Here is a 19,692-nt window from a genome sequence, read left to right as displayed (position 1 = left end):
TTTACCGTTGTAAACAATTATGAAATCGAGATTCGCAATATTAATATTTCTGATTTTACCAATTTTCGGTAACGCACAAGATTTTGAGCTGAAAAAACCAAACGTTGCGGAACTGAATGCGAAATTGAAAAAGACAAATTATACGCAAGACGTGACATACTTGTATCTAAATCGGAATTACAAGGCGGAATCTAAAAAATTAGAAGTTAAAAAGTATGACTATCCCGATTATGACATTTGTGCTTTTAAACAAAAATTTGAAAACGGAATTGTATACTCGGAAGAGCAATGTAGAGAAGCTGGTGGAATAACAACAAAACTAACTTTACCGAAAACCGACAAACAAAACCTAATTCAATGTGTTGAATTAATTTTCAAAAGTTCCCCAATGGACATAGAACACGGATGGAATTCGGATAAAACCAAATTTGGACCGACTGACAATGGAGTTGGCTGTTATTACGAAATAAAAGAAACGGAAAACAATACGAAAATTGATATGTATTGTGGATGTTAAAAACTGTTTAAAACACGATATATGTGATCATAGCAGCTAAGTGATGAACCGAATGGTTGTTGTATTTTTGGTAAGGCGCAATGTTTGCAGAATGGAAAAGTTAGCAACCAATGCTCAGAAAAATCAAAAAGCAAGGTAACATTTTGCCCTGCTAAGACACATATATTAAACGTTACCCAACATATCAAATTGAATGAAGAAAAGAAAAATTATATTAATTCACCTGATATCATTTATAATCCTAACCCTAATTTTGTTCTTTTCTGCAGAATCATTATTGAAATTGCTAGCCCCAGGTTTTCACGATGTTGTGATGTGGTTGAACCTGATTCTTTTTGGTACAATTGGGCTTTTAATTTTGACAACTATTTCTTGTGTAGTTTTCGTAAAAAAACAAGCTAATTAATGAAAGAAAGACCTGTTTTAACTTCGGCAATCATTCTGACAATAATTATTGAACTTGTATTAATAATTTTGGTATATAATAAAGTGGGAACTGAAAGGTTACCCTATCAAATTGGACGACTTGCAGTTCAGTTAATTCTGATTTTATGGGTTATGAATAGTAAATCCAACATAGGACTTTTCCTTTTGATGGTTTATCATATTGTTACTGGACTATTAGGAATATATTCAAAAGGTTCAACAGAATTACTTGGACAAATATTAATTGGTTTTCATCTCATAATTGGATTAGTAATATATTTCCACGATTGGATTGAAAACAAAATTGGAATTAAAAACGTTGGGTAACACCATATATGTGATCATAGCAGCTAATTGATGGATCGAATGGTTCTTGTATTTTTGGTAAGACACAATGCTTGCAAAAAGTAAAAGTTAGCAACCAATGCGCAGAAAAACCGAAAAATAGGGTAACATTTTGCCCTGCTACAACACATATATTAAACGTTACCTGCAATCTGAAAACAGAAATGCGAAAAATAATCGGACTAATATTATTATTGACTTTAACGAGTTGTTCTTACAACACTGATTTTTATATTTTCAATACAACTGACAAGCCAATTATTGTTACGTATGAATCTGGACCATATGGAAAAGCTTTCGTGACTGACCCTAGAATTATGGAATTTGACTCGGATTTTGATTCTCGTGAAATAAAAAAAGCCTTCGAATATAAAACTGAACGTAAAACTGATTCTGAAAATAAAATCATTACGTGTGAATTGAAAAGCGGACAAGCACTTTGGATTGGACACGATTTGAATTTTACTCTGACAAACCCAAACGAAGCTCTTATTTTAAAAGAAAACCTTGTAGAATTAAAAGTTGAGCAGAACGGAAATGAACTATTTCGGGTAGATGACAGATATGTAATTGACTTTTTTGAAACGATTAACATTCATACTGTCGGAATTAACGTGAAAAAAGCCACCAGGTAACAATAGCTATAATTAATACGGATTTTGGTGCTTAACGCTAAGTATGGGTATATTTCCGTCAAATCTTTTGATTTGGCTTTTAAAATGAAAAAATTAAAACAAAATAAAAAGTTTTGGCTAAGTGCTCAATCGAAAGTTTACTACTTTTAATTCCCGCACTAATCATAGCCGAGACGTTACCACACATTTGAAAAACCGAATTGGATAAAATGAACAGAATTCTTTTTTTAATCTTTATTTCTATTCCAATATTCAGTTTTGGACAGATTGAAAATAGATGGCAACCTGACAGTATTTATACAAACCGACAAGTAAAGAAAATATTTGTCTATATGAATTCACCAAAAGACTTATCTGAAATCATAGAATTTGACCGAACTGGAAAAAGAATACGCTCGACAAAATATAGTGCCTCGTATAATCGAAAGACACGGAAAAGAAAATGGATTGAAAAAATAAATCTGTTTGACTATAACAAAAAAAATCAACTGGTTAAAATAACAGATTCGATTGGACGGGATTCTATAATTTTTAAATATGAGAGTAGTGAAAAATTGACTTTTTCCAGAAAGAATTTGGGAAATTTTGTCTATGAAACGTCGTATAGTTATCAACCTTATGAATCTACAACCACAAGAAAAAATGATTCGATTATCGTATATCATAAGACTAAAGAATACGACAATGACTTTTATGTGAAAAGGTTTTATGGATATTATTTTGAGCCAAAACTTAAAAAAATGGTGGATACTATTAACGGAATTTCAAACACAATCTCCTATAAAGATTATAAGGATCTAGAAAAATTTAACGACGACAATACTATTACAAATTCTTTCAACGAAAAAGACCAACTTATAAAGTCCGATATCTATTCGAAATTTATGAACGACCGAATAAACCAATACCAACTAATTTATAAGTATTACGACAACGGACTTTTGAAAAGTATTCGCGGATATGTGCCAAGATATTTTGAATATGAATTCTGGGAATAAAACGTGTGGTAACAAAACCTATGCGATAATGCGGGTTTTGTGATTAATCGAAAAGTTATTGCTAATTTGGTTTGTCGCCAAAGATTTAAATTTAGTATTTTAAAAAAATATAAAAACAAAACATAAACTTTGGCTAAGTGTTAGATTGAAAATCAGTGATTTTTTGCTTCCGCACTACGCATAGCTAAACGTTACCACACATTTAAAAAATCAAATCATTCCCTAATTGAAATTATGCGTTTGCTCATTTATATTATTCCAAAACTTAAACTATAAATATATTTGAGAAAATAATCATAACGATGAAAAAGTCATTTTACATTTTGGTTTTAGTACTTCTAATCACAAATTTTTTAACTGCTCAAAATGACTGGAAAACTGAATTGAAACTGACCGAGTATAATAGTATATTACACAAACGAATTTATCGAATTCAAGTTGATAACTATCAAATTGTGGAACTAACCGAATTTAAAAGTGGAAAATTTAATGGAAGTCTTACAAATACTATATGGAAAGCGAATAGGAAACATCACATAAATAAATTAATTACTCAAAAAATTAAAATCCCGAACTTGATGGTTGAAAAATTAATATCTGATTTACTGAAAAAGGATTTTGAAAATATTCCAGACTGTAAGGATACTAAGAATTGCATTCAAGGATTAGACGGAACAACTATCTCTTTTTCCGTAATAAAAAGCGGAACTGAATGGAATTACTCATATTGGGAGCCTGAATCCGATTTTTATTATAAAGATGACATAATTCCCGAAGTTTTAAAAGTTCGAGAAATTTTAAAATCAATTAACTCTGAATTCGATCTTTGGGAAAATTTCACCAAATTTCGCGACCGATTACCAAAAGGAAAATACTTCTATGGAATGACACTAATGGAAAAAAAATGAAACGTGTGGTAACATTATATATAAAATCAGAGCAAAGTTTAGTGTTAGATCGAGAGGTCATTCCCTTTTTGTGGTGGCGCTAGATTTTTATAAATTAATCAAGAAATAAAAATGCGCAGATAGATCGATTGGTTCAAGCTTGCTTGCCTTGCTCCCATTCATATATTTGGCGTTAGACACAAGCAAAAAATATCTTTCGGAAAAAAGCTGACTAATCTCTACTAATCTTAATTTCATTATTTTACTATGAAGTTGTCACACATTAGATGTTTTAGAATCTAAGTTATAAACTACAAGATTATGAAAAATCCTTTTTTAAAAGAATACAGCGGGGGTAAGACCGATATAGAATTAGTTTCATTAGCTAAAAATGGAGATAAGCAGGCGTTAGAAAATCTCATATTAAAACATCAGCCTTTCATATATAACGTTGCTTGGAAGATGGTTAGAAATCCATCAGATGCAGAAGACCTTACTCAAGAATCACTCATTAAAGTTATTACGAAGTTAAACCAGTTTAGAGGAGAAAGCTCTTTTAGAACTTGGTCATATCGCATAGTTGCAAATCACTTTTTAGTAAGCAAACGTAAATCAAGTGAGAGCTTATTCACGAATTTTGATGCTATGGCTAAAGGACTAGACCAAACACCAGATTCAGAAATGTCTGAAACTGAAAAGAAAGAAAACAAAGCTTTTATAAAAGAGATGAACTATTCGTGTATGAATGGTATGTTATTGTGTTTAACTAGAGAACAAAGATTGGTTTACATATTGGGAGAAATGTTTAATGCAGACCATAGTATAGGTTCAGAAATATTAGAAATATCTAAAGATAATTTTCGTCAGAGATTATCAAGATCTCGAAAAGACCTTTTTAATTTTATGAATAATAAGTGCGGATTAGTCAATAAATCAAATCCGTGTAGATGTCATAAAAAAGTAAAATTTGCTCTTGATAATAAAATCATTGATAGTAAAAATTTGCTGTTTAATAGAGATGAATATGCAAGTTTTAAAGAGCGAATAAAACCTGATACTGATGAAATGATGGACATCATAGATGAAAAGTATTCAAGATTGTATAGCAACTTACCGTACAAACAAGATTTTGATAAAGAGACATTCTTACGGGATATTGTAAACAATGATCATATTAAGAATTTAATGAAACTTAACTAATATGAAAACTTTATCATCATTAATCGTATTATTAATTACTTTTTGGTTTTCTATGACAGCACAACAAACAACATTTAAAAATGAGTTCCTTAAAAAATGGTCTAACATTATAAACTATACTATTGAGGTAGCCGAAAAGATGCCTATGGATAAGTACAGTTTTAGACCGAATACTGAAATAAGAACCTTTGGAGAGCAGATAGAACACCTTGCAATGGCAATGACCTACCATTCAAAATCTGCAATAGATGTAGAACATTCAAAGTTCAAAGGAGATACAAATAGTAAAGAAGAAGTCTTGGACTATTTGAAAAGTCAATTTAATGCAGTAAAAATCGCATTAAAAAATACAGATGAATCGAAATTTGAAGAGTCTGTTTCTTTTTGGGCTGGCAGAATGACCAGAAGAAAAATCCTTAACCTCACAAACGATCACATTACGCATCACAGAGCGCAAGCAATTTTATATTTGCGATTAAATAAAATCAAAGCGCCAGACTATATTGCCTGGTAGTTTCACTTATTAATTCTTTTAAGCCTTAACAATTGTTAGGGCTTTTTTTATGCAAAGTTGTCACAGCTACATCAATTCTGAATCTAAGTAAAACATAGCAAGTTAAACAAGCGTGTTTTCATAAAGCGTGCACAAAACTATTAGAAATGGAAATAAACAAAACAATACAAATTGATGCAGCAGCTGTTAAAGTTTGGGAGGTCCTTTGGGGACAATATGGAAAGGCTTGTGATTGGGCAAGTACAGTAAATACTTCAGAAATGAGAAAAGACACTGTAAATGAGTTTGGTGGTCGTAGTTGTCATTCTTCTTTTGGAGAAGTAAGTGAGATTGTAGATAGTGTAAATGAAAAAGATATGACACTTCAATATCATTTAGATGGTATGCCTGCAATGATTAAATCTGGCGTAGCTAAATGGAAATTGAAACCTACTAGTATAAATACTACAGAGGTCACAATGAATCTAAATATGGCATTTGCTAAAATTCCAATTGCATTAATGGGATGGTTAATTAAGCCAAAGATGAAAAAAGACATTAATCAAACGATGATTGATTTAAAACATTATGTCGAAACAGGAAGACAAACAGACGTTAAGAAAAAATCTGATGCAAAATTCAACAAGAAAAAAGGCAATAAATCTGCATAATAAAAAAACAAAATCAAACAAGCTTTCGCGAAAGCTTATAAATAACAATTTTTAAAACAGATAAAATGAAAATCACAATAAAATCAATAGTCACACTAGCTATGTTTACGCTAGTAAGCACAATAATGACAGCACAAAGTATGGAGAAAAAATTCCGTACAGTTAAAGTAGAAATGAAAATAGATGCACCTGCAGAACGCGTATGGGAAGTAATGGTTTTAGATTATGGAGAAATATCAAACTTCTCACCATACATATATACGTCTGAGTACACCAACGGTTCTTTAAATGGAAAATTAGGAGCCGAGCGTAAGTGTAATTTTAATGAAAAAGGAACACAATGGTCTAAGGAGCGTATTGCAGAAATCGATAGCGAAAATATGGTAATGCGTAATTTAGTTATTGATGGAGCAAAACTTCCCCTAAACTTTGATAATTCTCAGGCTTTCTATCGTGTTAAAGATAATGGAGATGGTACATCTACTGCATCTTATGAATTTCAATTTAGAACAAAACCTGCTTTTCTTGCAATAATTGCAAAAGGTGGATTCAAAAAACAAATGTCTGGAACTCTTGTTGGACTGAAACATTATATAGAGACTAGAGAACGTGTAACTGGAGGGACAAACAAATACAAAGAAATTAAAAAGAGATATCCGAAAGCTACAATAATCAAAACTTAAATAATAAATTTTAATTAACATCTAAAAATCAAAACAATGAAAAAAGCAAAAGTCTTATTTACCTTATTAATTTCTTTAACAAGTATGTTGCAAGCGCAAACACCACTAGTAACAGAAATAGAAAGTTCTGCCGATGAGATCTGGGAACAAATTCGTAAAATGGACAATATTGATGAGTTATCATCTTTTGTATCTAAAGTGCAATGGAAAGGACCAAAAGGTGTTGGTGGTGAAAGAGTTTGTACTTCTACAGATGGAAAAGGGCACTTTAAAGAAAAAGTAACAGCTTTCGATGACAAAACTAGAACTTATTCTTATCAGGTAATAGAAGGCGTACCAGCAAAAAATATGAACAATATGATAAAAGTTGTTGATTTAGGCTACAATAAATCAATGATTGTTTGGACATCTAGTTATGACTTTATGGAAAATCCAAATATGACCAAAGAACAATTTGATGGGTTTATAACAACGGCAAGAGTGGAAATGGTTGAAAGTATAATCAAATTGGTAAAATAAAGCCAGTGCCTAACAATGTATAAAAGTGATAGCGGTTTGGTTTTAATCCAAGCCGTTTTTGCGTTTAATTAAGTATATTGTTTTCCGAAAAGTAGTTGTATACTAATCCCGCTACTACTCTTATACTAACGGTTACAGCACATTATGAAGTTGACTTCGGAATACATAAAGAATAATTATCTGATCCTGACAGTAAAGCTGTTGATTATATGTTTATTTATTTTTAGACTAATCCAAGGAAATATCGAAACTTCAATTTATTGGAATTTTGTTGCGGAAACTGGAAGCGGATTAAAAAATTATTTCAACGTTTTAAAAGAAACTTCTTTTTACAGACCAGCTATAATATTACTAATTCCATTCATTGGAATTTTTATTAACAAAAAAATTGGTTGGATATTAATACAAGCATATTTCTATTTCTTAATCTCAAATCTGATTTTTCCGACAGAAAAAAGTGATTTAACTGACAGTACACAGTTTGTAGCCCTCATTGTTGTGTTTCTAATAATTGTATTTTTCATAATCCTGATGAGTTTAAAAAAAATTAGGAATCAAGTATATGGAATTACTAAATCTAAATTGATTATTTATAACATTATTGCTTCAATTTTTGGAATGTCAATGACAATTATATTGGCTCTAATTAAAGCGGCTGAAATATAAAAGTACGTACTGTAACACTATATATGTGATCATAGCTGATTAAGACTAAATCAAATGGTTCTTGTATATTTATGATGACGCAGTGATTTTAAAGCTAAATAATGTATAAAATCTGCGCAGAAGTGTCCAAGGTCAGGTAACATTTTGTGCCGCTAAGACACATATATTAAACGTTGTGTGTAATTCGAGGAAATGACAATTATCTGAATGAGAAACCTACTAATAATATCACTAATATTTCTAATATTTGGATGTGCTAAAGAAAAAGAGCTACCTATAAATCAAAGGGTCGAGAAATTTCAAGTTTCTGAATGCAGAACAGATTGTGGGATTGATTCTATCGGAGTTCGGACAAGTAAAACCATAGATGACGGTTTAAAAGTGAAATTAGGATATATCATAAACTGTTCATGGAAAGAAGGATACTTAAAAAATATTACTGAACGGAATGATACATTGATTGTCAAGTTGGACAGACCTCATTCTGATAATGGAGAGTATCCAATGACACTTTGTGATTGTTTTATATATTTTGATTTTGTGATTAAAAATTATAATAAAAAACCAAAAGCAATTCGTGTAGTTGACTTATTTGAGGATAATAAATATTGGGATGAAAAAACTCCAATAGAAATAGTTGATGATGTTGAGGAAGAAATAATGGACGAAACTAAATAAAACATACACACAACAGTTTGTATATTGCATATGCTCCCTTCGGGAAGCAAACGCAACATACAAGAGACGTTAGGTTTAGTTAAGAGCAACTAGAGAAAATGCTGATAATTGATAAAGAAGTAAACATAAATACGGATTATCTGAATCTTTCATTTTATGGAGAAATTGAGACCATTGAATTAAATAAACTGATTCAGTTAAAAAATCTAAAGCATTTGAATATATCAAGCTCTGATTTATTTGATAAACATTTGATATTTATCGGACAGTTAGAAACACTAGAATTACTTGATTTAGATTTAACAGAAATAACTGATAATGGTCTTAGAAATTTGAATTCATTGAAGCGATTACGAGAATTAAGACTCAAGGACAACCCTCAATTGACAAATGATTGTATTGAGTTTTTATCGGATATTGAGCAATTGGAATTGATTCATATTGAGAATACCTCGATAACAAAAACAGGATTGATAAAATTGCTTACCCAAAAAGAGCCGAAATCTGTTATTTTGGGTTCTGAATTCGATAATGAAATTGATGAGTTGCTTAAAAATTACTGAGACGTATCCTAAACTTGAAATAACCTTAAAGGGAACTGGTCTGATATCAAATGGAAAACTGAACTAATAAAAAAACTAAAACCCAACAATTTGTATAATGCATATGCACCCTGCGGGATGCAAACGCACCATACAAGAAACGTTGGGCACAAGCTAAAAATCGAAATGGCGAAAAAAATTGGAATTTTAATTTTAGTGATTTTTTTATCGATAATTCTCGCTTCGGTTTACGGATTTTTGCACAACCAAATTTCCTATTCAATCTCAACTGAATATTTTACTGAATTCAAATTTGAACAATTTTGGTCAGTTAAATATACTCTTGACTTTCCTCGTATGAGTGCAGGATTAATTGGAATTGCCTCAACATGGTGGTTCGGGCTTTTACTCGGATTGATAATCGGAATTGTGGGAATGTTTCAGCAGAATTATAAAATTATGTGGAAAAGCTCAATTGGAGCAATAATACGTACTTTGGGAATCGCAATCGGAATTGGAATCGTGGGAATTGTGGTTGGTAAGTTTATAATCTCAAACTTGGATACGAATTGGAATCTACCAGCTGAATTGAATGACCGAAAAAGTTTTTTGACAGCTGGAACAATGCACAATTTCAGCTATCTTGGCGGAATAATCGGAATGATTTATGGAATAATATATCAACTGAAAATAAAAAAAGCCAGTGCCCAACACCGTGTATAGCTCATTGCGGCTGAATTCCTTAACGGAATTCATTGCAGATTTGCTACCTTAGTGTTTCATCGGAATCTTCCTTCGGAAAATTCCGCAACAAGCCATACACAAACCGTTACCACACATTACTAAAAACGAAAAAATGGGAATATTTGACATCTTCAAAAAAGAAAAATCAAACTCAAACTCTACAACTGAAAATGGAGTTTTAGGACCGACTTTTCTTGAAGGAAATGTTGAGCATATTTCTAATCCAAAGAAATTACATTCTCACGAATGGAGACGTAAACTTAAATCAAAAACTGGTGAAACATTTTTCGAAATCAAGTATTACGGACAACTTCACTCTGATTATAAAAACTTAATCGTAGAAACTGACTTTGCTCCTGCTAAAATTATTGCGATTGATACAAATGATAAAAGTGAATACTTATTATTTGACGGATGTAATCACGGATATAACGCTATGTTTTGTGACAAATATTCTGACGAGCAAATAAATAATAGAATTACCGACAAAATATACATTGACGAAGAAGGAAACAGCAAATTTGAATTGATTATATCGACTTATAACGGAATAGATTACGAAGATGAATTTAGAGACGAAGTTGACTCAAATGGAGAAATAGAATTGATAAGTGAAAAGAAAATTGATTTCGAAAAAGTAAAACGAAATGGTTTTGACACATTACAAATCTGGGCGATTAATGAAAATGAAATTAAACTTGAAATTGTTTCCGAAGAATTAGCATAAAAACGTGTGGTAACAAGGTGTATAAAAACATAGCTAGTAAGTGCTAAATCGAAAGGTTTGGATTTATTTGCTGAAACCGCCAAATTTTTAATTTGGCTTTAAATAGAAAAAGTTAAAACAAAATATAAAAATTCGGCTCTGTGTATATCCGAAAAATTAGTGTCTTTTTGTACGCTACGTTTTATACACGAATCGTTAGTCTACATATATAACATGACAGAAAGTATTGACGAATTAAAACAAACTTTAAAATCGATTATCCTTTCAGGACCTTTAAAGGAAATAAACTTCTATCAAGTTAATGACAACTTTTTTGAATTGTCAAACGAAGGTATTTGGATAATCGATGCTGGAATTGAATTGAAATTCCCTTCCGGAATTATTTCCACAGCTTGGAATTCTAAACTCGAATGCTATGTTATGGAAAACAAATCTGTCGAAACTATATACGGACAAGATAATTTGTATCAACTAGACAATAAAAACATCTCTGAATTAAAAAAATATGTTGGATTAAATGTTGTGAATTCCAGTTTTAAAAGTATGGAATTTGAGTATGTTGTCGACTACACAATGAGAATGGAAAAAGAAGAGCGTTTTGTAGAACTAATTCTTGAATTTCAGAACAAATCCAAAATCCAAATAGCATTTATACACTATACTCTGGAAGAAAATAGAAGACCAAGTAATTTTTCGTTTAGCATAATAACGGAATTACTAATCTCTACGGAAAAGATTGTGGAGATAAAAAACGTAGGCTAACACCATATATGTGATCATAGCAGCTAGGTGATAAATCGAATGGTTGTTGTATTTTTGATAAGGCGAAATGCTTGCAAAAAGTAAAAGTTAGCAACCACTGTACAGAAAAATCGAAAATAGGGTAACATTTTGCACTGCTACTACACATATATTAAACGTTGTGAGCAAGCTGAAAAAACCAAATCTGAATGTTTGATTTTCTAAGAAAGAAAAAGCAATTAACCAAAGAAGAGAAATTTTGGAATTACTTCACGAAAAATAAAAAGTCACTTGAGGAATTTATCAATTCGGACTTGTCCGACTACACAGCTTACAATAATCTGACTGACGAAATTCACGAATTTTCTGAATTACTTTTTCCGGAGATAACTCAAAACAATGACGGAAAGTATGTTTTGATTATCACACCAGATGGAAAACCAAGCGGGATTCCGCACACCGAAAAACTTTACAACTCGAAGCCTGAAATTGAGAATTGGATAGTCGAAAAATTTAGACAGCCAAAAGATGAATTAAAATTTAAATACGACGGACTTGAATATCCAAGTTCGGATATTGAAATTTTGCCTGAATTAGATGCAGAAAATGAAAAAATAAATATTCGAGTCTTTATAAGAAATATGGACTTGGATAAAGATAAATACCAAACTATGGCTTGGCTATATTTGGATAATATTCTTGGTGAATTCAATTCAATTACAAAAATCGGATATGTAGATTTTTTTCACTTGGACGAAGAAAAAACTGTGAAGGATGGAATTTCAATTTTGGAATTGAGAAAACTGATTGACAAAGAGATTTATAAAGTAAAATAAAAAGCAAGCTCACAACACGATATATGTGCTTACAGCAGCAAAGCGATGAATCAAAAGGTTGTTGTAGCCTTGGTAAGGCGTAATGCTTGCAGAATGAAAAGTTAGCAATCAGTGCGCAGAAAAATCAAAAAGCAAGGTAACAAACTGCCTTGCTACGACACATATATTAAACGTTAGACACAAGACAAGGAAAATTGAGATTAGAACAAAAACATAGAGGAGAAAAAAGAATATTTCTTATTCAAGAAAATGGATTAAAGATTTCTGAAAATAGTTCATTTGGAGATAGTAGTCGAAATATTCCCTTTGAAAACATAACTAATGAGTTTGTTGCTTTAAAATTCAATCCAATACATTATTTATTAATCTTTGTTCTTTTTGTACTAATAATATTTTCTTTTCTTGTTTTAAAGATGTACAACATAGAAAGCCTAGAGAAAATTTATGGAGCAATTTTAATATTCCTTATTGGTGGAGCTTTTGGAGTTTTTAATTTTAAAATGGCATCAACTGTTCTTAGGTGTATAGATTATGAAGGAATTGAATTTTATAAAAATGAACCTTCAAAAAAAGAAATGGAATTATTTATTAACGAATTATTCAATCGAAGAGATAAATACTTAGAAAAGAGATTTGAAAAAGTAAACCCAAATTTGAATTATGAATTTCAATATGCAATGTTTTATCATTTACACTCATTGGAAATTATTAACTCAGAAAAACTTGATAAACTGATTTCTGAACTTGATAAAGTATTTGCTGTGAATATTATAACTTTCAGTGAAAATTAAGTCCAGTGTCTAACACTATATATGTGATCATCGCAGCTAAGTGTTTAATCGAATAGTTCTTGCATTTTTGGCGAGGCGCAATGCCTGCAGAAAGTAAAAGTTAGCAACCAATGTGCAGAAAAATCAAAAAGCAAGGTAACATTTTGCCCTTCTACGACACATATATTAAACGTTATAAGCAATTTCTCAAAATTTTGAGGTAACATTTTATAGATGTATGACAATTAATATAAAGACAACTATAAAAACAAGAAAAATGAAAAAAACGACATTAGTATCCACTTTATTTCTGCTATCATTATCAATAAAATTAATTGGGCAACTCAATGTCCCAGAAAATGCTATAAGGTTTTCAGAAGCAAGAGGGTTTGATTATGACCCCACAAAAGATGCTGTATACTTTAATGACTATAATAATGGAAGGGTCATTTCTTTTGGAATAGGAGGCAATATTGAATTAAATGGAAATTTGACCACTAAAGGAAATAAGATAAGGTTTTCGGAAGCAAGGGGATTTGATTATGACCCTACAAATGATGCTTTATATTTTAACGACTATAATAATGGAAGGGTTATTTCTTTTGGAATAGGAGGCAATATTGAATTAAACGGAAATTTGACCACTAAGGGAAATAAGATAAGGTTTTCAGAGGCAAGGGGATTTGATTATGACCCTGCAGATGATGCTGTATATTTTAACGACTATAATAATGGAAGGGTTATTTCTTTTGGAATAGGAGGCAATATTGGAATGAGAGGAAAATTAACTTGTAGTGAAGTTAAAGTTCAAATAGGTGGCGGTGCCGATTTTGTATTTGCTAACGATTACAACCTCCCAACTTTAGAATATGTAGAATCTTTTATTAAAGAATATAATCATTTACCTGAGATTGCTCCTGCCAATGAGATGGAAAAGGATGGGATTTATCTTGCAAAAATGAACATCCAATTACTTCAAAAAATTGAAGAACTGACCCTATACACAATCCAACAACAAAAGGAAATAGAAGAATTAAAACTACAAAACAAAAAGTTTCTTGAATTACAATCTAGGCTTGAAAAGTTAGAATCTGAAAAATAAAAAAGCTTATAACACTATATAACAAAACATAACTGCCCTTCCGGTCAGCAACGTTTGTTACATTAAACGTTAGCTCTAATTTAAAAAATGACGTTGAAAAACAGAATAATAATCATCCTATCGATTGGAATTATAACCATTTCGAAATCTTTTGGGCAAAATAGTCCGAAACAACTTGGAATAGATTTTTTTAATGCTCTAAAGTCTAATGACTCAACTAAAATTATGAAAATCATTCCTGAGCCTGAAACCTTGATTGAATTTTCAAAGAGTATCGGAATTAAAAGAAATAAAAAAGAGATAACTGAATTCTTTACTAAATATCCAAACGAAGTAAAACAATTCATAAATCGTTTTGAAAATCTAAAAGATTACGGAATTAAGCTTGGAATTGAATTGGAATTTGCTGAATTCAAAGATATCGAGATAAATACACGTGAACAGCAAATAAGTGAAGAAGGCAAAACTATTCCAGTGACGGATTTGAATGTGATTTTTAATTATAAAACTAAATCATATCGTTTAATATTAAATTCCATTTTTGAATATAATAAGGTTTGGTTTTTAGCAGGAGATAAACCAAGGCTTGAAAAATATTAAAAAAACTACAACTAACACCATGTATAATTCATTGCTAGTACTCGCCTACTCAAGAAAATCCTCGCGGATTTTCTATTCGGTTTGTATTTGCTATTTTAATTACTGAAACACGCAATGAAATCATACACAAACACGTTGTACTTAATTATGAAAAAACTATTATTTATTATTTTATTTTTCTTTTCATGTAATAATGATAAACCCAGAATTGGTGTAATTGAAGAAAGGGATTTAACTCAAACGCAAATTGACTCTATATTAAATGAGTATAATTTTGTGTACTCAGATTTGACGTTTATAGATAGTACTAGTCAGGTACTATTGCCAATAACTACTCAAAAAAATTATGAAAAAAGATATAGTAGTTATGAATATGAAGCAGAAGATTACCCTCGGTATTGGAATATTCTATTCTTTAATAGCGATAATGATACAACCAATTTATTGATAAATTCCAAAATTCGTATCGCGGACTTTGAGTGTAACATTAAAAATTCGGGTCCAATATTAAGAAACCGTATTTTATATAAAATCGGCGACAAGGATTATAATAAAGACAAAAGACTTAATTATGAAGACCCCCTGCATTTATTTATTTCAAAAATTGACGGAAGCGAATTAGTTAGACTTTCACCATTAAATGAGAACTTAGAAAGTTATAAAATTGTTCCAAAAACGGACAAAATAATTTTTAGAACTAGTAGGGACATTGATTCAGACCTAAATTTTGATAAAGATGATGAGCTCATTTGGTATCAAATTGACTTGTCTGAAAAGAATTCTCTAAAGGAAATCGTTAATCCTGCTAATAGAAAGTTGATTGAAAAACTATATTTCGAACAATGGCTCGTGAAGGAATAACTAAGTACAACACAACCTATAAACAATACGGGTTCGGGCAAAATCTTTGGGATTTTGCTCTGGACAGGAAAAAATAAATCAAAACCAAAAGATCTCGCTATGTGCGTGGCGGAAAGCAAACTCCAGTTTGCTCCCGTACTGTTCATAGCTCAACCGTTGTACAACATAAACCAATTCTCTTAATATCAATGAAAGGAAACAGCTATGCTCCAGATGAAACAATAATTAAACTTTCAAGAACAAAACTGTTAACAGAAAATATTTTATGGAGCACCTTAATGATTGTTTGTCTTTATTCTGCTTACTTTAACCTTTATGGATTAAGATATTTAGCATTATTACTATTTTTTTTGTTTCTATATGGAGTTTATCAAAATGTAAAAAAAGCTAAAAAAGAACCTAAAATTCAGTTGAGACTATCCAACAAAGGATTGACTTTAAAAAACGAATCTTTTATTAACTGGTCTGAAATAAAAAAAATGGAGGTGATTGTTAAACCAAATTATTCATCTTCAATTCAACAGGAATATCTTGTTGTAAACACAAATAAAGACAAAACGGAATTTTATATTAACGAATTAAATATTAGCTCATTAAGATTGGAATATTTGATTAAAATTTATAGAAAAAGGTTTGATAAAAAACAAAACAATTAAAAAACGTTGCACGACATTTGCCAAAAACATAAAATGAAACCTGAAACAGCTAAAAATATTGGAATAAAAAAAGCTTTGCAGTCTGCAACAATTGGAATCTTAATCGCGCTTCTTTTTATGATCTTACTTGCTGGTGGTAGTTTTCAATGGATGTTTGACTGGAATTACTGGATAAATATATTAATCGGAATTGGAATTTTTTACGGACTTGCATACTGGTTCGGGAAAAATGCTGGGTATGAAATTTTGATTAAGAAAAAAGATTCTGATAAAGTCGGAGCAAAATACGGATTTTTGACTTTGATAATAACTGCTTTTCTTGTTGGATGGACTGGATTTGTACAAGAGGGAATGGAACCTTACGATACTTTTTGGGACTCGTTTGAGGATTATATTTTTAAACCATTCTATTGGATAACATTAATTGGCTTTTTGCCTGCAATTTTAGTCGGAATCGTATTTGGAAAGTGGATTAAAAAAAGTAAATAAAAATGTTGTATAACAATGGCTGTAAATAATTGCTTGAGTATAGTAAGTGCTAATCGGAATATTCTCCGAATATTCCTCGCTCTGTGCCTTTTTGCTAACTTAGTACTGTTAATCAACTACCCATAGCCGAACCGTTACCACACATCTAAGAAATATAACGTTTGAAAATAATAATTCTGATATTCCTCCTATTTGGTTGTTTAAATCCAAATCGAAATTTGATAGCAGTCGAAAATGACTATGAAATTGATTTGACTGAATTGGACTCTGTTCGAGAAAATCTAAATGGATTTTGGATTCCAGAAAATGACCGAAACGGACAAGAAATCCTGTGGCTAAATTTTGAATCAAATAAGAATTTAACCGACTGGGAAACTATACCCTATACTGACGAAATAAAGCAAACGGAAATATTACCTTATAAATCTTGTCCAACAATTGTTACTTTGATAAAGGTAAATAAGGAAGTTCAAATGCAATTCGTTTCATTAGATGGACAAGACACAACAAAAATTGATCAACTGACCAAAACGAAATTTAAGATTGGCGGAACTACATACTTGAGACACAAAGGTTATGAGTTCCTGAAATAATAAACGTATGGTATATATATATATGTGATCATAGCTGTTAAGTGATAAACCAAAGGTTCTAGTATATTTGCTATGGCGCAAAGGTTCTAGAGAGAAAAGTTATAAAACCAGCGCAGGTTGTCGATGGCTAGGTAACAATTTATTTTGCTACGACACATATTTATAACGTCGTAAAACATTTTGAAAATAGATAAAGCTCAATTAAAAGATTGAAACTAGTTTAAACCACTAACAAAATAGAAAAATTCCTTTATTAAACTTCGAAATCTAAAATATATTTCCAGATGAAATTGACTCACCCGATAATGGTAATTTTTATATTGGTAATCCTAATTACTGGAGGATTCTCTTTTTGGTTATATAACGCTTTACATAGCCCAATAAGCCATAATTGTGCAACGAAATACATTACAATTGAACAAGGTTCCTCATCGAATAGAATTCTCGAAGTATTAGAAAGAAATAAAATACTACAAGCTCCTCTGGCAACAAAGATATATTTGCGATTCTCTAAAATGGATGATAAGATGGAAGCGGGTGATTACAAATTTCCTTCACCCATCAGCCCTATAGATGTAATAAACCAACTAAAGCAAGGAAAAAAACGGACCAAAACGCTTACTATCCCTGAGGGCTGGACACGGTTTGAGATTGCCAAACGTATTGTAAAAGAGTTTCCAGTAGAATCGTTATTGACTGAAAAAGAAGTTCTGTCGTTGATGGACGATACCAGACTAATTCAAGAGATTGATTCTAAGGCAAAAAATCTTGAAGGCTATCTTTACCCTACAACTTATGAATTTAAATACGGTACTCACCCCAAGGATGTAATTGCTAAAATGGTTCAACAATTTAAATCAGTTTGGCAAACAGAATGGGGTGGGTTGGCACAAGAGATGGGAAGAACTAAGCGAGAAATTATTATCATTGCTAGTCTCATTGAAAATGAGTCAAAAATAGATGCCGAACGTGGTTTAGTTGCTTCCGTAATTTACAATCGCCTTGAGAGCAAGATTCCTTTGGGTATTGATGCAACAAATGTATACATTGCCAAATTACTCGGCCGTTGGGATGGCATAATTCACAAAAGTGATCTTGAAGTGAATCACCCTTACAATACTCGAAAAGTACTTGGCTTACCTCCTGGTCCAATAAGTTCCCCGAGCAAAACGGCTATTGAAGCGGCTCTAAATCCGGAACAAACGGAAAATCTTTATTACGTGCTTAATGTAGAGGCCAATGACGGGTCACACCACTTTTACCCTAGCGCTACCGAGTTTTCTAAAGGTAAAGCTGATTATCAAAAGTGGTTGGCTAACCAACGAAGAAATTGATTTAAAATAAAAAGTTTTGGCTAAGTACTTAATCGAAAGTTCCCTATTTTTAATTCCCGTACTAACTATAGTCGAGCCGTTAGCATACATATGAAAAGAACAGTCCTTTATATAATCTTTTTGTCAATAAACATTGGTTTTTGTCAATATCGACAAAAAGCCGGACAACCGTATGCCGAACCTGATTTGTTGATATGGGAGAATGATACAATTCAAATTCAAACTTTTCCTTTATACTGCCTCTCTACATTTGACCAAAAAAATCTTTTCGATAACAAAGAAGCAAAACCTGAATGTTGGGGTTGTTTAAAAAACTATATTGCCGAATGGAAAATTATAAATAGTAAACTTTATTTATCTAACATATACAGTTTCAACTTTAAAAAGGACAGTATAAAAACTGACTTAAATAAACTATTTCCTGATAAAATAAAAAACAATGTGGTTTTAGCAGATTGGTATTCAGGCAATCTTTTTGTTCCAAAAGGAGAACATATTTGGATGAGTCAAAGTCCAGGTTTCCCAATTTACGAATCAGAGTGGAAATTAATTATCGAAAAAGGACAAATTGAAAATATGGAACTTAAAAATGGCAACTATTATAAATCCATTTACACTGAGAGTCCGAAAAACTTAATTGCTTTTATTGAAAATAATTTAGACCAAAAAAGTATAAATGAATTGAAAAATAGAAAGATTTCTATTTATTTAAAAACTGGCAAGTCAAAAAATGATTTTTCTATTTCAAAAGTCAAAGGAATTACCGATAAAAGCTTAGAAAAAAAACTTGTTGAAGTTATAAATAAATTACCCAATTTTGACTATTATTATAGACATGGGGAAGAGTTAAATATCATATTTCTAATAACATTTATGGATAATCGACCTTGAAAAAACAAAATACGTATGCTAACACCGTATAAAAATAATTACTGTTTTAGGCTTAACCAAAGGTCGTTGCAGTTTTGTTACACACAAA

At 31.1% G+C, this 19,692-nt stretch carries 25 protein-coding genes; all 25 read left to right on the top strand.

Going from position 1 to position 19,692, the window contains the following annotated elements; translation table 11 throughout:
• Positions 1-151 precede the first annotated feature (151 nt).
• The 25 genes from D1816_RS02345 (at position 152) to D1816_RS02215 (ending at position 19,604) form a co-directional block, all read left to right on the top strand.
• Complete coding sequence (locus tag D1816_RS02345) at positions 152-517, top strand: hypothetical protein (protein WP_147405123.1); 366 nt, start codon at positions 152-154, stop codon at positions 515-517.
• A gap of 405 nt (positions 518-922) precedes the next feature.
• The gene (locus tag D1816_RS02335; RefSeq protein WP_118501027.1) at positions 923-1,270 is read left to right on the top strand and encodes a hypothetical protein; all 348 of its coding nucleotides are present in this window, start codon (positions 923-925) and stop codon (positions 1,268-1,270) included.
• A 212-nt stretch (positions 1,271-1,482) separates the two neighbouring features.
• On the top strand, positions 1,483-1,923 hold the full coding sequence (locus D1816_RS02330; protein WP_147405116.1) for a hypothetical protein: 441 nt from the start codon (positions 1,483-1,485) through the stop codon (positions 1,921-1,923).
• Positions 1,924-2,255: 332 nt separating this feature from the next.
• The gene (locus D1816_RS02325; RefSeq protein ID WP_147405115.1) at positions 2,256-2,921 is read left to right on the top strand and encodes a hypothetical protein; all 666 of its coding nucleotides are present in this window, start codon (positions 2,256-2,258) and stop codon (positions 2,919-2,921) included.
• 302 nt (positions 2,922-3,223) lie between these two features.
• On the top strand, positions 3,224-3,829 hold the full coding sequence (locus D1816_RS02320) for a hypothetical protein (RefSeq protein WP_118501024.1): 606 nt from the start codon (positions 3,224-3,226) through the stop codon (positions 3,827-3,829).
• Positions 3,830-4,129: 300 nt separating this feature from the next.
• Positions 4,130-5,008, top strand: a complete 879-nt coding sequence (locus D1816_RS02315; RefSeq protein WP_118501023.1) for an RNA polymerase sigma factor — start codon at positions 4,130-4,132, stop codon at positions 5,006-5,008.
• A 1-nt stretch (position 5,009) separates the two neighbouring features.
• The gene (locus tag D1816_RS02310) at positions 5,010-5,522 is read left to right on the top strand and encodes a DinB family protein (RefSeq protein WP_118501022.1); all 513 of its coding nucleotides are present in this window, start codon (positions 5,010-5,012) and stop codon (positions 5,520-5,522) included.
• 146 nt (positions 5,523-5,668) lie between these two features.
• Positions 5,669-6,172, top strand: coding sequence for an SRPBCC family protein (locus tag D1816_RS02305; protein WP_118501021.1), 504 nt, complete (start codon positions 5,669-5,671; stop codon positions 6,170-6,172).
• Positions 6,173-6,237: 65 nt separating this feature from the next.
• Complete coding sequence (locus tag D1816_RS02300; RefSeq protein ID WP_118501020.1) at positions 6,238-6,855, top strand: SRPBCC family protein; 618 nt, start codon at positions 6,238-6,240, stop codon at positions 6,853-6,855.
• A 36-nt stretch (positions 6,856-6,891) separates the two neighbouring features.
• Entirely contained in the window at positions 6,892-7,374 is a 483-nt protein-coding gene (locus D1816_RS02295; protein ID WP_118501019.1) for an SRPBCC family protein, read from the top strand.
• An 873-nt stretch (positions 7,375-8,247) separates the two neighbouring features.
• Positions 8,248-8,718 carry a hypothetical protein gene (locus D1816_RS02285; protein WP_118501017.1) on the top strand — a complete coding sequence of 157 codons (471 nt, stop codon included), beginning with the start codon at positions 8,248-8,250 and terminating at the stop codon, positions 8,716-8,718.
• A gap of 98 nt (positions 8,719-8,816) precedes the next feature.
• Positions 8,817-9,281 carry a hypothetical protein gene (locus D1816_RS02280; protein ID WP_118501016.1) on the top strand — a complete coding sequence of 155 codons (465 nt, stop codon included), beginning with the start codon at positions 8,817-8,819 and terminating at the stop codon, positions 9,279-9,281.
• Between the two features lie 165 nt (positions 9,282-9,446).
• Entirely contained in the window at positions 9,447-9,983 is a 537-nt protein-coding gene (locus tag D1816_RS02275) for a hypothetical protein (RefSeq protein ID WP_118506194.1), read from the top strand.
• A gap of 133 nt (positions 9,984-10,116) precedes the next feature.
• The gene (locus tag D1816_RS02270) at positions 10,117-10,731 is read left to right on the top strand and encodes a hypothetical protein (protein WP_118501015.1); all 615 of its coding nucleotides are present in this window, start codon (positions 10,117-10,119) and stop codon (positions 10,729-10,731) included.
• A 213-nt stretch (positions 10,732-10,944) separates the two neighbouring features.
• Positions 10,945-11,493 carry a hypothetical protein gene (locus D1816_RS02265; protein WP_118501014.1) on the top strand — a complete coding sequence of 183 codons (549 nt, stop codon included), beginning with the start codon at positions 10,945-10,947 and terminating at the stop codon, positions 11,491-11,493.
• Between the two features lie 188 nt (positions 11,494-11,681).
• Positions 11,682-12,308 (top strand): hypothetical protein, encoded by a 627-nt coding sequence (locus D1816_RS02260; protein WP_118501013.1) that lies wholly within the window; start codon positions 11,682-11,684, stop codon positions 12,306-12,308.
• 194 nt (positions 12,309-12,502) lie between these two features.
• A complete protein-coding gene (locus D1816_RS02255; protein WP_118501012.1) occupies positions 12,503-13,099 on the top strand; it encodes a hypothetical protein in 597 nt (198 codons plus the stop codon).
• Positions 13,100-13,355: 256 nt separating this feature from the next.
• Positions 13,356-14,180, top strand: a complete 825-nt coding sequence (locus tag D1816_RS02250) for a hypothetical protein (RefSeq protein ID WP_147405113.1) — start codon at positions 13,356-13,358, stop codon at positions 14,178-14,180.
• 93 nt (positions 14,181-14,273) lie between these two features.
• The gene (locus tag D1816_RS02245) at positions 14,274-14,780 is read left to right on the top strand and encodes a hypothetical protein (RefSeq protein WP_147405112.1); all 507 of its coding nucleotides are present in this window, start codon (positions 14,274-14,276) and stop codon (positions 14,778-14,780) included.
• Between the two features lie 147 nt (positions 14,781-14,927).
• Complete coding sequence (locus tag D1816_RS02240) at positions 14,928-15,641, top strand: hypothetical protein (RefSeq protein WP_118501009.1); 714 nt, start codon at positions 14,928-14,930, stop codon at positions 15,639-15,641.
• A gap of 188 nt (positions 15,642-15,829) precedes the next feature.
• Positions 15,830-16,297 carry a hypothetical protein gene (locus tag D1816_RS02235; protein ID WP_118501008.1) on the top strand — a complete coding sequence of 156 codons (468 nt, stop codon included), beginning with the start codon at positions 15,830-15,832 and terminating at the stop codon, positions 16,295-16,297.
• Between the two features lie 33 nt (positions 16,298-16,330).
• Positions 16,331-16,786, top strand: coding sequence for a hypothetical protein (locus tag D1816_RS02230; RefSeq protein WP_118501007.1), 456 nt, complete (start codon positions 16,331-16,333; stop codon positions 16,784-16,786).
• Positions 16,787-17,004: 218 nt separating this feature from the next.
• Complete coding sequence (locus tag D1816_RS02225; RefSeq protein WP_118501006.1) at positions 17,005-17,379, top strand: hypothetical protein; 375 nt, start codon at positions 17,005-17,007, stop codon at positions 17,377-17,379.
• Positions 17,380-17,663: 284 nt separating this feature from the next.
• Entirely contained in the window at positions 17,664-18,713 is a 1,050-nt protein-coding gene (mltG, locus tag D1816_RS02220; RefSeq protein ID WP_118501005.1) for an endolytic transglycosylase MltG, read from the top strand.
• A 90-nt stretch (positions 18,714-18,803) separates the two neighbouring features.
• Complete coding sequence (locus tag D1816_RS02215; protein WP_118501004.1) at positions 18,804-19,604, top strand: hypothetical protein; 801 nt, start codon at positions 18,804-18,806, stop codon at positions 19,602-19,604.
• Positions 19,605-19,692: the final 88 nt, after the last annotated feature.

Source organism: Aquimarina sp. AD10, from assembly GCF_003443715.1.
GTDB classification, from domain to species: domain Bacteria; phylum Bacteroidota; class Bacteroidia; order Flavobacteriales; family Flavobacteriaceae; genus Aquimarina; species Aquimarina aggregata.
Note: the sequence above shows the minus strand (reverse complement) of the source record. Positions and strands in the feature narration are given on the sequence as shown.

What these genes read in the sequence shown, in the direction of transcription:
- D1816_RS02335 (WP_118501027.1), top strand. Translation starts at nt 923, where the DNA reads ATGAAAGAAAGACCTGTTTTAACTTCGGCAATCATTCTGACAATAATT.
- D1816_RS02325 (WP_147405115.1), top strand. Translation starts at nt 2,256, where the DNA reads ATGAATTCACCAAAAGACTTATCTGAAATCATAGAATTTGACCGAACT.
- D1816_RS02320 (WP_118501024.1), top strand. Translation starts at nt 3,224, where the DNA reads ATGAAAAAGTCATTTTACATTTTGGTTTTAGTACTTCTAATCACAAAT.
- D1816_RS02315 (WP_118501023.1), top strand. Translation starts at nt 4,130, where the DNA reads ATGAAAAATCCTTTTTTAAAAGAATACAGCGGGGGTAAGACCGATATA.
- D1816_RS02310 (WP_118501022.1), top strand. Translation starts at nt 5,010, where the DNA reads ATGAAAACTTTATCATCATTAATCGTATTATTAATTACTTTTTGGTTT.
- D1816_RS02305 (WP_118501021.1), top strand. Translation starts at nt 5,669, where the DNA reads ATGGAAATAAACAAAACAATACAAATTGATGCAGCAGCTGTTAAAGTT.
- D1816_RS02300 (WP_118501020.1), top strand. Translation starts at nt 6,238, where the DNA reads ATGAAAATCACAATAAAATCAATAGTCACACTAGCTATGTTTACGCTA.
- D1816_RS02295 (WP_118501019.1), top strand. Translation starts at nt 6,892, where the DNA reads ATGAAAAAAGCAAAAGTCTTATTTACCTTATTAATTTCTTTAACAAGT.
- D1816_RS02285 (WP_118501017.1), top strand. Translation starts at nt 8,248, where the DNA reads ATGAGAAACCTACTAATAATATCACTAATATTTCTAATATTTGGATGT.
- D1816_RS02280 (WP_118501016.1), top strand. Translation starts at nt 8,817, where the DNA reads ATGCTGATAATTGATAAAGAAGTAAACATAAATACGGATTATCTGAAT.
- D1816_RS02275 (WP_118506194.1), top strand. Translation starts at nt 9,447, where the DNA reads ATGGCGAAAAAAATTGGAATTTTAATTTTAGTGATTTTTTTATCGATA.
- D1816_RS02270 (WP_118501015.1), top strand. Translation starts at nt 10,117, where the DNA reads ATGGGAATATTTGACATCTTCAAAAAAGAAAAATCAAACTCAAACTCT.
- D1816_RS02265 (WP_118501014.1), top strand. Translation starts at nt 10,945, where the DNA reads ATGACAGAAAGTATTGACGAATTAAAACAAACTTTAAAATCGATTATC.
- D1816_RS02260 (WP_118501013.1), top strand. Translation starts at nt 11,682, where the DNA reads ATGTTTGATTTTCTAAGAAAGAAAAAGCAATTAACCAAAGAAGAGAAA.
- D1816_RS02250 (WP_147405113.1), top strand. Translation starts at nt 13,356, where the DNA reads ATGAAAAAAACGACATTAGTATCCACTTTATTTCTGCTATCATTATCA.
- D1816_RS02240 (WP_118501009.1), top strand. Translation starts at nt 14,928, where the DNA reads ATGAAAAAACTATTATTTATTATTTTATTTTTCTTTTCATGTAATAAT.
- D1816_RS02235 (WP_118501008.1), top strand. Translation starts at nt 15,830, where the DNA reads ATGAAAGGAAACAGCTATGCTCCAGATGAAACAATAATTAAACTTTCA.
- D1816_RS02230 (WP_118501007.1), top strand. Translation starts at nt 16,331, where the DNA reads ATGAAACCTGAAACAGCTAAAAATATTGGAATAAAAAAAGCTTTGCAG.
- mltG (WP_118501005.1), top strand. Translation starts at nt 17,664, where the DNA reads ATGAAATTGACTCACCCGATAATGGTAATTTTTATATTGGTAATCCTA.
- D1816_RS02215 (WP_118501004.1), top strand. Translation starts at nt 18,804, where the DNA reads ATGAAAAGAACAGTCCTTTATATAATCTTTTTGTCAATAAACATTGGT.